This window comes from Pseudomonas sp. 20P_3.2_Bac5, assembly GCF_025466035.1.
Classification (GTDB): Bacteria; Pseudomonadota; Gammaproteobacteria; order Pseudomonadales; family Pseudomonadaceae; genus Aquipseudomonas.
Genome location: NZ_JANLOA010000009.1, coordinates 1 through 14,657, shown reverse-complemented (window position 1 = coordinate 14,657; position 14,657 = coordinate 1). Strand labels below are relative to the sequence as shown.

Here is a 14,657-nt window from a genome sequence, read left to right as displayed (position 1 = left end):
TGATGGCTGGAAGTCGCTTGTCATAAGACCGAGTAATGGCCACCAGGCGCATGTCGGGAATTTTCTAGCGCGCTCAAGATCGAGCGCCGCCCGCGCGGCGCATCGCGACGGTTCGGCGCCCCGACAAGCTCGCTCCTACATTTGCTGTAACGCGCCATAGCCTGTGGGATTCGCGTAGTCAGCCTTGGTACATGGCTGGAGAGTGCAAGGAGGCTGAAAGCCCCCCAACCTTAAAATCGAGTCGAACCACCAAGGCAGTCAACCATGGCCTGACAGGCATAGGCACGTTGCAAAAAATGTAGGAGCGAGCTTGTCGGGGCGCCGAACCGTCGCGATGCGCCGCGCGGGCGGCGCTCGATCTTGAGAGCGCTGAAAACCTTTCGGCTAGCGCCTGGTCGCCATTACCCAGTTTCCTGACTGGCAATCTTCGCCAACATGACCAGCTTCGGCCCGCGTATCCACGTCGAGCCGACCGCCGAGGTCAGCTTCACAGCGGCTCGCTGAGCACCCGGTTACGTCCGGCCTGCTTGGCCTGGTACATCAAGTCGTCAGCCCGCTTCAGCGCCTCGGCGAAATCCCCGCCGCCGGCGCAGCGAGCCACGCCGAGCGACACGGTGAAGTGGTTGCTGATCAGGGTGTGCAGGATGCCCTTCTCGCGCAGGTGCACGGCGCCGCCGACAACACCCAGGTAGCGCTTCTGCGCATCGAACACAGGGTGGGAAATGAACACCACCAGGTTGCCGGCGCTGGAGGTGTAGGCATCGCTGATCAACGGCACGCGGCTGTTGAGCGCGTGCTCGGCGCCGCTGGACGTCAGTGCCTGGCCATCGCGCAGCAGCGACGGTGGCCACGCGGCCAGCACATGGCCCTCGGCATCGACGATGGTGATCTCAGAACGATAGATCACAAGCCGCGATGGAGCGCGCGCGGGCGGGGGACAGACAACGGAAACAGCCAGGAGTTTCTGACAGCTAGCGTCAGCCATTTCCCATAGGCAGCACAGGAGAATCGCCTGGAGCGAGGCGCGACATTATCGACAAATGAACGGATTCAAGGAGATGGATGCGCCGTCCTTGAAGAGCGTACTGGGTGCGTCAAAAACCGGAAAGTTGACATTGAAGTGCCATCATCCACGCTTGAATCCGCTACCGCACCCAAGGACGGGGTAACGGACACCCCTGGCAGCCGGCCATGGGTGCGGTCGCACACTGCCCATCACACCTCAAGGAGCACCACCATGTCTGGAACGACACAAACCGTCGACGTACTTCTGCTGGTCAACGCCGATCACCTGATTGCCAATCCAAGCGACGTCCCCGGCGCGGTTTCGCTGGTAGTGAGCGACGATCTGGTGGACAAGGCAGCAACCGGCAATGAACTCGATGGCGGCAACGAGCTGTGGTTCGACGTCAAGCGCAATGACAACATCCGCTGGCGCGCGACCACCCTGTCGCGCAACTTCGACACCACTGCACTGATCACCAAGGTGACCCAGGGTCGCTCCCAACCGGGCTACGACGGGGCCATTTCGGATCCGACCTTCATCACCGTGTATGACGCGCCGGTGGCCTACCTGGCCGGCATCAACCCGATCAAGGTCGCCGGGAACAAAGTGACCTACACCGAGTGGCAAGCGACCGCCGAGAAGCCGGGCAAAATCTGGTACACGATTGAGTTCGTGCTGTTGAACCAGGAACTGCAACAAATCGGCGGTACCCATTCCTGGGACCCGTACATCACCATCACCGACTGACCGCCTGCTGAAACGGCTCACCCCACGGCATACGCCAGGGTGAGCCTGATACCAATGTCTCCCCCACTCCCCGCAACATTTTGTACAAACCCCAGGGCCGATTGTTTATGCTGGCGGGCTCATGCCATGGCGCATCGCCACATCGACAAGTAAACGCCCATGAAAGTATTTATCGTCCTGCTGTTTGTACTCTCCATCGCCTACGTCCACTTCCGTGGTCGCGTACGGCACAAGATCAGCCGCCAGTTGGGTGACCACTCCAGCTTCCTCGCGCCGGTCAACGCCTTCCTTTACCTGTTCTCGAAACTGCCGGCCAAGCCCTACCTGCCGACCGAATCCTTCCCGGAGCTCAAGCCGTTGCAGGACAACTGGCAGGCGATCCGCGAAGAAGCCCTGCAACTGCTGCACGGTGGCGAGATCAAGAGCTCGAAGAACTACGACGACGTCGGCTTCAACTCATTCTTCAAGAGCGGCTGGAAGCGCTTTTACCTGAAGTGGTACGGCGAGAGTCACCCGTCGGCGATGAAACTCTGCCCGCGCACCACCGAATTGCTGCAGAGCATCGGCACCGTCAAGGCCGCCATGTTCGCCACATTGCCGCCGGGCTCGAAACTCGTACGCCACCGCGACCCGTATGCCGGTTCGTACCGCTACCACCTGGGGCTGGACACGCCGAACGACGAAGCCTGCTACATCTGCGTCGATGGCAAGAACTACCACTGGCGCGATGGCGAGGCGGTAGTGTTCGACGAAACCTACATCCACTACGCCGCCAACCAGACCGAGCACAACCGGGTGATCCTGTTCTGCGACGTCGAGCGTCCGCTGAAATACCGCTGGGCTACCGCGTTCAACCGCTGGTTCAGCACCAACGTCATGGCCGCCGCTGCCGCACCGAACGATGCCGGCGACAAGACCGGCGGCATCAACCGCCTGTTCACCCGCATCTACAAAATCCGCGAACGCGGCAAGGCCCTGAAAAAACGCAACCGCGCGCGGTATTACGCGGAGAAATGGGCGGTGGTGGCGGCGATTGCGTTGGTGTTTATCTATATCTGATCTGCCACTGCAGGAGCCGGCCAGACGGCTCCTGCACTGTCCGCTACTTCATGATGGTCAAAACAATCCGCACATCCTCATCCCCGACATTGCGGAACCAATGCTCGCAATCCACCCGCACCGTCGCGGTATCCCCGGCCCGCAACTCGATCACCTGATCCCCGGCATTCACTTCCAGCGTTCCCGAGAGAATGTGGAAAATCTCCCGCCCGCCGCTCCTGTGCGGGGCAAACCGCGCCGATGACGCCCCTGGCGGCACGGTGTACGACAGCAACTCCAGGTCCGCACTCGGCCGTGCCAGCGCCAGCCTGACAATCCCCGTCGCCTCATCGACAAAGCGCAGGTTCTCGCCCGCCCGAGTGACTTCGGCATAGTCCTGCTCGATCAACTCCGACAGATCGCAACCCAACCCCCGCGCAATCGCCAGCGCATTGCGCAGGCTCGGGCTCAGCATCCCTCGCTCTACCCGCGACAGCGCCGCCGCCGATACGCCGCTGCTCTGCGCCAACTGATCCAGGGTGACGCCCAACTGCAGCCGCCGCTGGCGCACCGCCGCGCCAAATTGCCCCTGCTCCGCCTGTTCGCTGTTGTCTTTCATCCTGAGCCTTTTTTTAGTCTTGCGATTTTACCGTTACGCAAATAATAATTGCGCATACGCAAACGTCGAGTGTCGAAATGAACGCCTTTCTCGCAGCCTCCCCCGTTTTATCCTCCATCCTGGCCCTCGGCTTCGGCATGCGCTCCTTGCATGCCGCGATGCTGGGGGTGGTCGCCGCGCTCGTTGCGGCGATTATGGCGTTTCCACTGCCCGCAACGGAAATCGGCTACGCAAGTCTCAAGTGGCTGCCGCTGGTGGCGGAGGTCGTGTTGATCGTCGGCGGCGGTCTGCTGATGTCCGAAGTGCTGCGCCATGCCGGCGCGCAGGCGGCGCTGGCCAACTGGATCAAAGGCCGCGCCGGCACCGGCGTCGCCGCCGTGCTGCTGGTGGTCCACGGCATCACACCCTTCGCAGAATCGGTCACCGGCTTCGGCATCGGCGTGACCATCGGCATTCCGCTGCTGGTGTTCATGGGCCTGCCGGCGCGCCAGGCGGCGTTGATCGGCCTGCTCGGCCTGTGCGCGGTGCCGTGGGGTTCGATGGGGCCGGGCACCATGATCGCCGCCAGCCTGGCCGGCATCGGTTTCGATGAACTGGGCATCGCCTCGGCGCTGCTGAGCATCATCCCCTTCGGCATCACCGGCGGCGTCGCGGCCTGGCTGATCAGCGTGCCCGGCGAACGAGGCCGTGCGCTGGCCTTGGCCGGCGTCTCGGCCCTGGTCTTCGCGAGCGTCGTCGGGCTGTCCAACCTGGCGTTCGGCACCGCCCCCGCCGGCGCCCTCGGCAGCGTTGCGATCATCTGCCTGCACCTGCTCTGGAGCAGCCGACGCGGCCCCGACAGCGAACCGCTTCTGCCCATCGGCCGTCGTGCGCTTCAGGCCTACGGCCTGTTGCTGGGCGGCGTGCTGGTGATGGGCGCGGTGATGCGTTTCGGCCACCTGCCGGAGCAATGGCGCTACCTCGCCTCCCCCGCGCTCTGGCTGTTTGTCGCCGCACTGTGGTTCTGCGCGGGGCGTCCGTCCGCCGAGCCCTGGACCCGCGCGTGGAAAGCCTGGCTGCAAGTGGCGCCGGTGACCGCGCTATTCATCTTCATGGGCATCGTCATGGCGGTCACCGGCACCGCGGCGCACCTCGCCCGCCTGCTGGCCGAAATCGGCTCGGGCTACCTGGCGATATCACCTTACGTCGGCGCACTGGGCGGTTTCGTCACTGGGTCGAGCAGCGGCTCCAACGCCATGTTCGCCGCCACCCAGGCCGAGATTTCCCGCTCGCTGGGCGCCGACCTGCTGCTGTTCATGGCCACCCACAACGTCGCGGCGGCGATCTCCATCCTCGCCTCACCGGGCAAGATCGAAATGGCCATTCAACTGGCGGGAGGCGACGCCGCGTTCCAGCGCCGCTGGATCCAGCGCATGGCGATTGCGGTGGTGTTGGCCGTGGTCAGCCTGTTGGCGGTGGTGAACGTACTGGCCTAAAGCACTAACGGCTTGCGACCAACGACCAGCGGCCAGGCAATCTGGAAAAAACTAGCTTCACTGTTCAATTTGTCGCAACGCACAAGGTGAAGCAGATGAGCATGATGGACTGGGATGCCTACCGTAAGCAGTTGATGGCCGGCATCGGTGATCTGAAGCAACTTTCCCCCGACACCGTCAGCGGCTACATGACCGCCAGCGGCGCCGGGGCCAAGACCAACCACCTCGACGCCAAGACCCGCGAACTGATCTCCCTCGCCGTGGCCGTCACCACCCGCTGCGACGGCTGCATCGCCGTGCACTCGCAGCAGGCGGTCAAGCATGGCGCCACCCGCGAGGAAATCGCCGAAGCGCTGGGCGTCGCCGTCGCCATGAACGCCGGCGCGGCCCTGGTCTATTCCGCCCGCGCGCTGGATGCGGTGGGCAAGGCCAGCGAATAAGCCAATCCCCTCACGGCCTGCCACTGCTCAGTCGGTGACAGGCCGTTCCATAGTCACCACCTCGATCGGCGCCCCGCCCACTCCGTGGGAAAACACGCCATGGCCGAGCGTCACAAACCCGTGGCGCTGATAAAAGCCCTCGGCATTCAGCGTCGACTCCACCCTCACCCGCTCCACCCCCGGCGCCTGCGCCTTCTCGATCCCGACCTGCAACAACCGGCTGCCCAACTGCTGACCCGCCGCCTGTTCCAGCACGAACAGCCGCGTCACCTCGCCCGGCTCGGCATCGACAAAGCCGACGACCTGATCCGCGAGACAGGCCACCACCATCCCGCCCTTGGCGATCGAGCGTTCGTAGTCCTCTGGCGTGCGCTCGCCCATCCAGCCGAGCAACTGATCACTGGAATAACGCTCGCGGCCGAGGCGGCTGATCGACTGGTGCGTCACCGCGAACACCGCAGCGCCGTCGCCGGCCCGGGCCGGACGCAGAACAATGGAATTCATGAGTATCCTTCTCTGAGATTGAATGAGTCCCGGCCCAACGCTAGCATCTCCCCACTGCCCGATCACCTGCCAAGGAACACCATGCTCCACATCCGCCCGATGACCGCTGCTGACTTCGACCGCTTCTGGCCCACCTTCCAGAGCATCATCGCCGCCCGGGAGACCTACGCCTACGACCCGGCCATGACCCTCGAACAGGCCCGCCACCTCTGGCTGGACGTCCCGCAACACACCCTTGTTGCCGAAGAAAACGACGAACTGCTCGGTGCCTACTTCCTCAAGGCCAACGCCGCCGGTCCCGGCAACCATGTCGGCAACTGCGGCTACATGGTCAGCGAAGCCGCCCGCGGCCGCGGCATCGCCCGGCAAATGTGCGAACACTCCCAACAACTGGCCCGCGCCTCGGGGTTTCTCGCGCTGCAATTCAATTCCGTGGTCGCAACCAATGATGCGGCGGTTGCGCTGTGGCAGAAGCTTGGATTCGAGGTGGTGGGGAGATTGCCGAAAGCGTATAGGCATGGGCGGTTGGGGTTGGTGGATTGTCTGGTGATGTACAAGTGGTTGGGGGAGTTGGAGCAGCCGAAGTTGATTGGGCGGAAGAATATTGAGGCGGTGGTTTCGCGGAAGCGGGGACGGTGAATCTCCCATCAGCGCTCGCATTCAGCGCAACGGCTCTCGAGCATTACTAGCGGGGGGCGATATGGAAAATGGACCGAAATTGGAAATCGAACGCGCCACCTATGATGAGTTTCTGGCTCTTTGGAGCCAAGACGCCTTCAAGCAGCAACGGCTCGGCCAGGCTTTTTATAACTTCTTCCACTTGCATCGCCTCGCCGACCAAACGTTAGTGAGTAATATTTATGACACTGACGGCCAGAAAGCGATAACTGCGATAAATAGGATTTTTAAAATAAAATAGAACCTTATATCAGTTCGTCAATCAGCTAAAAAATACTAATTCGCACTTCTCGCAAACTTCAAAAATCGAGTATCCATGAAGGGAACAAGGCACTTTTCAAGAATGAATTACAACGTGCGACGGGGTCTGCGAGAAATCGTGGCGTCATCACACCGCTTGAACAAAGCCGACTGGATCAGCATCCTCGAAGAGTTCGACGGGCGCTGTTCCTATTGTGGCAGTGAGGCAAGCGCAGAGAACCGAGGCATTGTTGCCGATCACCTCATACCCGTCACCGAATTTGGTGAACTGGTCGCCGGTAATACCGTTCCTGCTTGCCAGACCTGCAATGACTCCAGGGGAAACCGAGATTGGAAAAATTTTCTAACCGCTCGCTATCCTGACTATGCGGTTATGCGCATTGCAAAAATCGAAGAGCATATAAATCGGTTCAACTATCGCCCTGCAATCTTAGAAAATGCGTTAACACCATCAGAGCAGGTTGAATATATAGAGATCGTGCGCGAATGGGAAAAACTGCTTGGCAGAGCAAAAGCTTTGAAAGCGGAGGTCGAAAATCGCAGAGCAGAAGAAACCCTGATCATTGAGAATCAGGGCCGTTGCACATGATCTAGGCAATACGTTCTACAACACTAGAAGCGCCTACTAGAATCTCTCCACCAAGGAATTTCTCCAGACTCGCAACTTCATAGCCACATGTAGTTCAGGCCGACAAGCGCTGATACGCCACGTAAAAAAACCACCCTCAGCCGGAGTAACTATGGACAGACTAAAGGGAAAAACCTGCCTGATCACCGGCGCCGCACGGGGCATCGGGCGGGCCATCGCCATCCGTTTCCAGGAAGAAGGCGGTCACGTCATCGTGACCGATATCGACGAGGCGAACGGTGCCGCCATCGCCCGTGAAATCAGCGCGCAGTTCATAAAACTCGATGTGGCCGACGAAACCGACTGGCTTCGCTTGGCGCAGCAGGTGCCGACGCTGGATGTGCTGGTGAACAATGCCGGCATCACGGGTTTCGAGACGGGTATGGTGGCGCACGATCCCGAGCACGCGAGTCTGGAGGATTGGCGTGCGGTGCATCGGGTCAATCTCGATGGCACCTTTCTCGGTTGTCGCTATGCAATCGGCGCAATGAAGGGGCGCGGCGCGGGCTCGATCATCAATATTTCCTCGCGCTCCGGGCTGGTGGGGATTCCGGGGGCGGCAGCTTATGCGTCGTCCAAGGCGGCGGTGCGCAATCACACCAAGACGGTGGCGCTCTATTGCGCGCAGCAGGGGTGGCGGATTCGCTGTAACTCGATTCATCCGGGGGCAATTCTGACGCCGATGTGGGAAGCCATGCTCGGCGACGGGCCTGATCGCGAAGCGCGGATGGCCGCCTTGGTCGCGGATACGCCGCTCAAGCGCTTTGGCACGGTCGAAGAAGTCGCGGCGGTGGCGCTGATGCTGGCGTCGGATGAGGCGGCGTATATGACGGGGACGGAAGTGAATATCGACGGTGGTTTGTTGGCAGGGTCGGCGGCCAGTCCGGGCGGTTGAACTCGCTTGAACGATGACGCAAAAAGCTACGAAATCCCTTCGATGTACGACTTTCCCGTAGGCAATTTCCGAATCATACTGCCGCGCCTCCTGAGCGGTTGTTTCCCACGGCATCAGTGCCTACGCTTCGCCGGTCGCTGCACATCAGCGATCAGGTTTGGTCACCTGTCTGGAACTTAACGCTCAGGCGTCCGCATCCGATTCAGCAGCAAGTAATGGCTGCTGTTCCGTGTTATGGCGGTTGTGCGTGGGGCACCTTAGTGTGCGCCGGGTTCCAAGTTCCCCGGTTGACCAACCTGCGTACAGCCGCCACCCATCGTTTGGTCACGTATGCGTGGCGGCGCCACTGAACTTGGAGAACCGCAATGATCAAGATCGTCCCCGATCCACCCGCCCCTCGCCTCACCACTGCCCACACCCGTTTCAGCACCTGCAATGACAGCCATCAGGCGTTGTTTGCCGTGTGCGAAGGTGTCGATATCGAAGATGCCCTGGTGCATCTGTCCACGACCTTGAGGTCAGCCTTCGAAACCAATGCCCAGCTCTGCGAGATGATCGACACCCCGCCGCTCGACAGGGTGGCGTGGGCGACGTGCCATTCGCTGGAAATTTGCGAGGCGCTGGTGGAGTCGTTGCTGGGCCGGGTCGAAAGGCCGCAGGTGAGGTGATCGACCGTAGAGGGGCCGCGCTCGCGGCCCCTTTATCGCAGTCTTACGCCCCCTGCCGCCGCAACGTCAGAATCGCCGCACCAAAGCCAATGAACGTCGTGCCCACCACCCGGCTCACCCAACGCGACAGCGAGGGCCGGGTCAGCACACCCTTGGCCCGCGAGGCGAGCGCGGCGTACAGGCTCAACGACGTCACCGACAACGTCATGAAGATGCCCGTCAGGATAAAGAACTGCGGCAGCAGCGCCGCGCTCTGGTCGATGAATTGCGGAAACAGCGCAGTGAAGAACATCGTCGCCTTGGGGTTGGTGACCGCGGTCAAAAAAGCCGATTTGTACAGTTTGAGGCGTGTGGGCCGGACCTTCTCCGCGCCCTCCTCGATGCCTTCCGCAAGCATCGGGCGCTTGTTCAGCAGTTGCTTGGCGCCCAGGTAGAACAGGTAGCCGGCACCGAGGATTTTCACGGCGTTGAACAGCCATTCCGAACTGAGCAGCAGCGCGCCCAAGCCGAGCATCGCCGCCGCCGACAGGCAGAACAGGCCGCTCGCATTGCCGAGGGACGACCACACGGCGCTGCGCTGGCCGTGGGCCAGGCTGTTGTTGATGGCCATCAAGGTCGCCGGCCCGGGGCTGGCGATGGCGATCGCGGCGACCAAGGTGAAGGCGAGTATCGAGTGAAGATCCATTTTTCCGGCTCGTGAACGGTTGAAAGGCTGCATGTTACCGAATGCTTCGGGCTAACAGGGCACGAAACGCGCAGGAAGACGCGAGCATCGACAGTGCCATTACGGCAATATCGTTATGCATTTTGATATACAGCGTTGTCAGCAGGCAGCCGGCAACGCTAGTATTCGCCCCGGCCTGGTTGTCCTCCGGGTCAGATATCCGTTCGGTCGTCAGGATTCGAGCTCTCCGGGGAGGGAGGTTTCGGGTCTTTTTACGGGTGTCGTTGTATACAAGAATATATAACGATGAGGCTGGGTCGCGGTTTTGTGGCGCTCTTTGGCGCGTGAAACAACACGCCAGCCTCCATAACATGGAGCAGTCATGAAGTCGTTCACCCCTCGCGCCCTGGTCGTGGCCATTGCCGCCATCAACGCTCAGTACGTTATCGCCGCCGAAACTAGCAAGCCCTTCAGCCTCGGTGAAATCCAGATTTCCGCCCCGCAGGACGAGAAACTCGCCACCGGCAGCACCGTGGTCGAGTTGCAGGATATGCGCCTGCACGACCGCGAAACCGTGGACCGCGCCCTGGCCCTCGCCCCCGGCGTGAACCAGAGCTACATCGGCGGCCGCGCCGAGCAGGTGGTGTACGTGCGCGGTTTCGACCGCCTGCAGGTGCCGGTGTTTATCGACGGCATCCCGACCTACGTGCCGTATGACGGCAACATCGACCTGGGCCGTTTCACCACCTACGACCTGTCGCGCATCGAGGTGGCGAAGGGCTTCGCGTCGCTGCTGTACGGGCCGAACACCCTGGGCGGGGCGATCAACCTGGTGACCCGGCGTCCTACCGAGGCCTTCGAAGGTGAAGTCGGTGGCGGCCTGGAGTTGACCGACCACGGCAATGTCAACGCCTACCGCAGCTACGCCAACGTCGGCACCAACCAAGGTGCGTGGTGGATGCAGGGCGGCGTTTCCTACGTCGATTACGACTACACCCTGCTGCCGGACGACTTCGAGCCGACCAACAACCAGCAAGGCAACGGGCGCCGCGAGAACAGCGACAAGCGCGACGGCAAGTTCAGCTTCAAGCTCGGCTTCACCCCCAACGAAACCGACGAATACGTGCTCGGCTACGTCCAGCAGCAAGGCCGCAAGGGCCAGCCGCCCTACGCCGGCGACCTGCCCGCCACCGGCCAGCGCAAGCGCTGGTGGGAATGGCCGACATGGGACAAGACCAGCCTGTTCCTGGCCACCAACACCCGCTTCGGCGAGCACGGCCTGAAGACCCGTATCTACCACGACACCTTCAAGAACTCGCTGGAAAGCTTCAACTACAACAACGGCATCCCCGGCACACTGCAGTCGGGCTTCCCGAGCAAGTACGACGACGAATCCACCGGCTTCTCGGTCGAAGGCGACCTGGCGATCACCGAGGGCAACCGCCTGGGCGTGGCGTACCACTTCAAGGAAGACGTGCACCGCTCCCGCGACGGCAGCGACCCGCAGACAAACTTCCGCGACCAGACCCAATCCATCGCCCTGGAAGACACCCTGCGCCTGAACGACATCTTCAGCGTGGTCGGCGGCGTCTCGTACAACTACCGCAAGAGCCTGGACGCCGAGAACTTCGGCACCAACCCGTCCTCGCCACGGGTCAAGACCCTGTACGACGAGCCCACCGGCAGCGACGACGCGGTCAACAGCCAGCTCGGCCTGTTCATGAACACCGGCCCGCTGCTGGACATCGACCACAACGGCCAGGTGCGCCTGACCGTATCGCGCAAGAGCCGCTTCGCCACCATCAAGGACCGCTACTCCACGCGCTTCGGCACGGTCATCGCGAGCCCGGACCTGAAGTCCGAACGTGCCACCCATTACGAGTTGGGCTACAGTGGCGCGCTGACATCACAGTGGAGCCTGGATGCGGCGTTGTTCGTGGCCAATATCGAGGACTCCATCCAGCAGGTCACCGTGCCGGCGCAACTCAATTGCGCGGCGCCGTGCGGGCAATACCAGAACATCGCCAAGGCGCGTAACCAGGGCTTCGAACTGGGCCTGAAGGGTGATCTGGGCGACTGGGAGCTGGGCGCCAGCTACACCTTCCTCGACCGCGAAAACCGCAGTAATCCCGAGCTGCACCCGATCGACACACCGCGCCACAACCTGTTCGCCTCGGCCACCTGGAACCTCGATGCCCTGCGCCTGACCGGCAGCGCCGAAGCCGCGTCGCGTCGCTACAACGTGTCCGATGGCAGCCAGATGTCCGGCGGCTACGCGGTGTACAACTTCAAGTCCGGCTACCGCTTCAGCAACGACGTGCTGGTGGAAGCCGGCGTGCGCAACCTGTTCGACCGCCTCTATGAATACAGCGAGGGATACCCGGAAATTGGCCGTAACTACTTCGTGCAGTTCAATGTTCCGCTGTAAGGCGTGGCTGCTGGCCCTGGCGCTCGGTTCGACCAGCGCACTGGCCGCGCCGCAGCCGGTGGTGGTGATGACCAGCTACCCGGAAGAGATGATGACCCGCTTCGAGGAAGCCTTCGAACAGGCCAACCCCGATTACCGCCTGCAGATCCTCTGGCGCCAGGGCTTCGATGCCCTGCCCTTCCTGCGCCAGGCGGACCAGGGCGGGGTCGATGTCTACTGGGCGCCGTCGCCGGGCAATTTCGCCCGGCTGGCCAGGGACGACAGTTGGCAGCCGCTGGGTGTCGATCTGCAAGGGCTGCCGGAGCGGATCGGCGGCACCGCCCTGCGCGACCGCGACGGCCGTTACCAGGCCACGGAACTGGCCGGCTACGGCTTCGCCACCAACCCGAAGGTGCTCGCCGAACTGGGCGTGGCGCCGCCGAAGGACTGGCCTGACCTGCTCGACGCCCGGCTGCGCGGACGCATTGCCCTGCCGGACCCGGCGCGTGTCGGTTTCGCCCCGGTGTTGCTCGACATCGTCCTGCAAGCCTACGGCTGGGAACGGGGCTGGGCGTTGTGGAGCGAGATTGCCGGGCAGTCGCGGCTGGTCAGTCGCGGCGGCACCCTGGTCAGCGACGAGGTGGCCAGCGGGCGCTCGGCGGTGGGTTTGTCGATCGACTTCTTCGTCGCTTCGGCGGTGAGCAACGGCCAGCCGGTGGACTTCGTCTACCCGGCCCACGGCGGGCTCAACCCGGCGCACATTGCGATTACCCGCAGTGCGAAGGACGTCGAAGGGGCGCGGGCGTTCGTGCGTTTCGTGTTGTCCGACGCCGGGCAGAAACTGCTGGCCGACCCGGACATCCGCAAGCTGCCGGTGCGCCCGAGCGTGTACGCCGAACTGCCGGCGGGTTATCACGACCCGTTCGCGGCGGCGCGCGACGGCGCCTACCAATACGGCGACAAGATGTCCCGCGAGCGCCTGTCGTTGATCACCTCGCTGTTCGCGCAATGGCTCAGCCAACCCCATGAGCGCCTCACGGCCTTGTGGGCGCGGGTGCATGCCGGCGAAGCGGCGGGCCGCGATCTGAGCGCGGTGCGGGCATACCTCACGGTGCCCCCGATCAGCGCTGAACAGGCCGCCGCGGCGGACCTGCTCACGCTGTTCGGCCAGCGCCAGGACCGCGGCATGGAGCAACAGCCGGTCACCGACCAGGACGAACTCGGCAAGCGCGAAATCGCCTGGCAGTTCTACAGCGCCACCCGGCATGCCGAGGCGGCGCGACAGCTCGACGAGATGGGCCTGTAATGCGCGCTTGGTTATTGGCCATGATCGCGGCGCTGGCGAGTGTTTCCGCCAGCGCCGAGGCCGACCGCGAGGCCTTCGCCCAGCCCTTGGCGGGGATGGACGACGAGGCGCAACTGGAACGGTTCTTCCGCGGACGCGGGCTGTTTCGCCAGGCCTGGGTCGTCGCCCCGTCGCGGGATGAGGCGGTGGACGGCCTCGGCCCACTGTACAACCGCATCACCTGCATTGCCTGCCACCCGAAAAACGGCCGTGGCCAGGCACCGATCAATGAACATTCGCCGATGCGCACCATGCTGGTCCGCCTGTCGTTGCCGGGCCGCGATGCCCACGGCGGACCGCAGCCGCATCCGGCCTATGGCGACCAGCTCAACGAGCTGGGCATTCCCGGCGTGCGCGGCGAAGGCCGGGCGCAGATTCTCTGGCAGGAAAAACAGGTCACGCTGTCTGCCGGCGAAACCGTCAACCTGCGTCGGCCGCAACTGAAATTCAGCGAACTGGCCTACGGACCGCTAGGCGATATCCGTACCTCGGCGCGGGTCGGCACGCCGGTGTTCGGCCTTGGTTTGCTGGAAACGGTCAGCGCCAGCACCCTGCAGCGCATGGCCGACGAGCGCAAGCCGGATGGCGTGCGCGGGCGGGTCAACAAGGTCTGGAGCGTCGAGCGCCAGCGCCTGGAAGTCGGGCGCTTCGGCCTCAAGGCCAACCAGCCGAGCCTCAACCAGCAGATCGCCAGCGCCCTGCACGGCGACATGGGCCTGACCTCGTCGCTGTACCCGCAGGAAAACTGCGCCCCGCAGCAAAGTGCGTGCAAACAGGCCGTCAGTGGCGGGCAGCCGGAGGTGGACGGGATGCAACTGAGCGAGCTGCATTTCTACCTGTCCCATCTGGCGCCGCCGCCTCGGCGTGACCGCGATACGCCGGCGGTGAAACGCGGCGAACGGCTGTTCGCCGAGGCCGGTTGCACCCTCTGCCATCGGCCGCAACTGACTACCGGGGTGCACCCGGACTACAAAACGTTGTCCGGGCGCAAGATCGAGCCCTACACCGACCTGCTGTTGCACGACATGGGCGAAGGCCTGGCCGATGGCCGCGACGACTACCTGGCCAGCGGCCGCGAATGGCGCACCCCGCCGTTGTGGGGCGTGGGCCTGATCGAACAGATCAACCCCGGCGCCGGCTACCTGCACGACGGCCGCGCCCGCAGCCTGACCGAGGCGGTGTTGTGGCACGGCGGCGAAGCGGCGGTGGCGCGGCAGCGGTTTGCGGCGTTGTCGGCTGAGGATCGGGGGGCGTTGTTGGGGTTTCTAAAGTCGTTGTGACG

16 protein-coding genes are annotated in these 14,657 nt (G+C 63.0%); 12 read left to right on the top strand and 4 right to left on the bottom strand.

The features are described 5' to 3' along the window. Positions 1-487: 487 nt before the first annotated feature. The gene (locus tag NTD88_RS01115; protein WP_262154840.1) at positions 488-907 is read right to left on the bottom strand and encodes a diguanylate cyclase domain-containing protein; all 420 of its coding nucleotides are present in this window, start codon (positions 905-907) and stop codon (positions 488-490) included. A 330-nt stretch (positions 908-1,237) separates the two neighbouring features. Between NTD88_RS01115 and NTD88_RS01110 the strand changes: the two genes are divergently transcribed. Both NTD88_RS01110 and lpxO read left to right on the top strand, forming a co-directional pair. Further along, positions 1,238-1,753 carry an AidA/PixA family protein gene (locus tag NTD88_RS01110; RefSeq protein WP_095153674.1) on the top strand — a complete coding sequence of 172 codons (516 nt, stop codon included), beginning with the start codon at positions 1,238-1,240 and terminating at the stop codon, positions 1,751-1,753. A 159-nt stretch (positions 1,754-1,912) separates the two neighbouring features. Next, complete coding sequence (gene lpxO / locus NTD88_RS01105) at positions 1,913-2,812, top strand: lipid A hydroxylase LpxO (RefSeq protein ID WP_262154841.1); 900 nt, start codon at positions 1,913-1,915, stop codon at positions 2,810-2,812. A 43-nt stretch (positions 2,813-2,855) separates the two neighbouring features. Here lpxO and NTD88_RS01100 read toward each other — a convergent pair whose 3' ends face one another. Beyond that, on the bottom strand, positions 2,856-3,410 hold the full coding sequence (locus NTD88_RS01100; RefSeq protein ID WP_095153676.1) for a helix-turn-helix domain-containing protein: 555 nt from the start codon (positions 3,408-3,410) through the stop codon (positions 2,856-2,858). A 77-nt stretch (positions 3,411-3,487) separates the two neighbouring features. Here NTD88_RS01100 and NTD88_RS01095 point away from each other — a divergent pair, with 77 nt between their 5' ends. Together NTD88_RS01095 and NTD88_RS01090 are read left to right on the top strand one after the other, a co-directional pair. After that, on the top strand, positions 3,488-4,885 hold the full coding sequence (locus NTD88_RS01095) for an L-lactate permease (RefSeq protein ID WP_262154842.1): 1,398 nt from the start codon (positions 3,488-3,490) through the stop codon (positions 4,883-4,885). Positions 4,886-4,980: 95 nt separating this feature from the next. Further along, entirely contained in the window at positions 4,981-5,325 is a 345-nt protein-coding gene (locus NTD88_RS01090) for a carboxymuconolactone decarboxylase family protein (RefSeq protein WP_095153678.1), read from the top strand. Between the two features lie 27 nt (positions 5,326-5,352). Here the strand turns inward: NTD88_RS01090 and NTD88_RS01085 are convergent, their stop codons facing one another. Further along, complete coding sequence (locus NTD88_RS01085) at positions 5,353-5,829, bottom strand: GNAT family N-acetyltransferase (RefSeq protein WP_262154843.1); 477 nt, start codon at positions 5,827-5,829, stop codon at positions 5,353-5,355. A gap of 81 nt (positions 5,830-5,910) precedes the next feature. Between NTD88_RS01085 and NTD88_RS01080 the strand changes: the two genes are divergently transcribed. From NTD88_RS01080 to NTD88_RS01060, 5 genes are all read left to right on the top strand, one after another. Next, positions 5,911-6,468, top strand: coding sequence for a GNAT family N-acetyltransferase (locus tag NTD88_RS01080; RefSeq protein ID WP_175650712.1), 558 nt, complete (start codon positions 5,911-5,913; stop codon positions 6,466-6,468). 61 nt (positions 6,469-6,529) lie between these two features. After that, entirely contained in the window at positions 6,530-6,748 is a 219-nt protein-coding gene (locus NTD88_RS01075) for a hypothetical protein (RefSeq protein WP_262154844.1), read from the top strand. Positions 6,749-6,850: 102 nt separating this feature from the next. Next, the gene (locus tag NTD88_RS01070) at positions 6,851-7,357 is read left to right on the top strand and encodes an HNH endonuclease (protein ID WP_262130573.1); all 507 of its coding nucleotides are present in this window, start codon (positions 6,851-6,853) and stop codon (positions 7,355-7,357) included. A 151-nt stretch (positions 7,358-7,508) separates the two neighbouring features. Next, on the top strand, positions 7,509-8,291 hold the full coding sequence (locus NTD88_RS01065) for an SDR family NAD(P)-dependent oxidoreductase (RefSeq protein WP_262154845.1): 783 nt from the start codon (positions 7,509-7,511) through the stop codon (positions 8,289-8,291). A 365-nt stretch (positions 8,292-8,656) separates the two neighbouring features. Next, positions 8,657-8,959 (top strand): DUF3077 domain-containing protein, encoded by a 303-nt coding sequence (locus NTD88_RS01060; RefSeq protein WP_095153683.1) that lies wholly within the window; start codon positions 8,657-8,659, stop codon positions 8,957-8,959. 43 nt (positions 8,960-9,002) lie between these two features. Here NTD88_RS01060 and NTD88_RS01055 read toward each other — a convergent pair whose 3' ends face one another. Further along, on the bottom strand, positions 9,003-9,644 hold the full coding sequence (locus NTD88_RS01055; RefSeq protein WP_095153684.1) for a LysE family translocator: 642 nt from the start codon (positions 9,642-9,644) through the stop codon (positions 9,003-9,005). A 361-nt stretch (positions 9,645-10,005) separates the two neighbouring features. On the opposite strand from NTD88_RS01055, the gene NTD88_RS01050 reads away from it, so the two are divergent. The 3 genes from NTD88_RS01050 to NTD88_RS01040 are packed head-to-tail and all read left to right on the top strand — an operon-like array spanning position 10,006 to position 14,655. Further along, positions 10,006-12,051, top strand: a complete 2,046-nt coding sequence (locus NTD88_RS01050) for a TonB-dependent receptor plug domain-containing protein (protein ID WP_262154846.1) — start codon at positions 10,006-10,008, stop codon at positions 12,049-12,051. After that, on the top strand, positions 12,038-13,336 hold the full coding sequence (locus tag NTD88_RS01045) for an ABC transporter substrate-binding protein (protein ID WP_262154847.1): 1,299 nt from the start codon (positions 12,038-12,040) through the stop codon (positions 13,334-13,336). The genes NTD88_RS01050 and NTD88_RS01045 overlap by 14 nt, the downstream gene beginning before the upstream one ends. Next, positions 13,336-14,655: a di-heme oxidoredictase family protein gene (locus tag NTD88_RS01040; protein ID WP_262191702.1), complete on the top strand. Its 1,320-nt coding sequence runs from the start codon at positions 13,336-13,338 to the stop codon at positions 14,653-14,655. Before NTD88_RS01045 ends, NTD88_RS01040 begins: the two co-directional genes overlap by 1 nt. Positions 14,656-14,657: the final 2 nt, after the last annotated feature.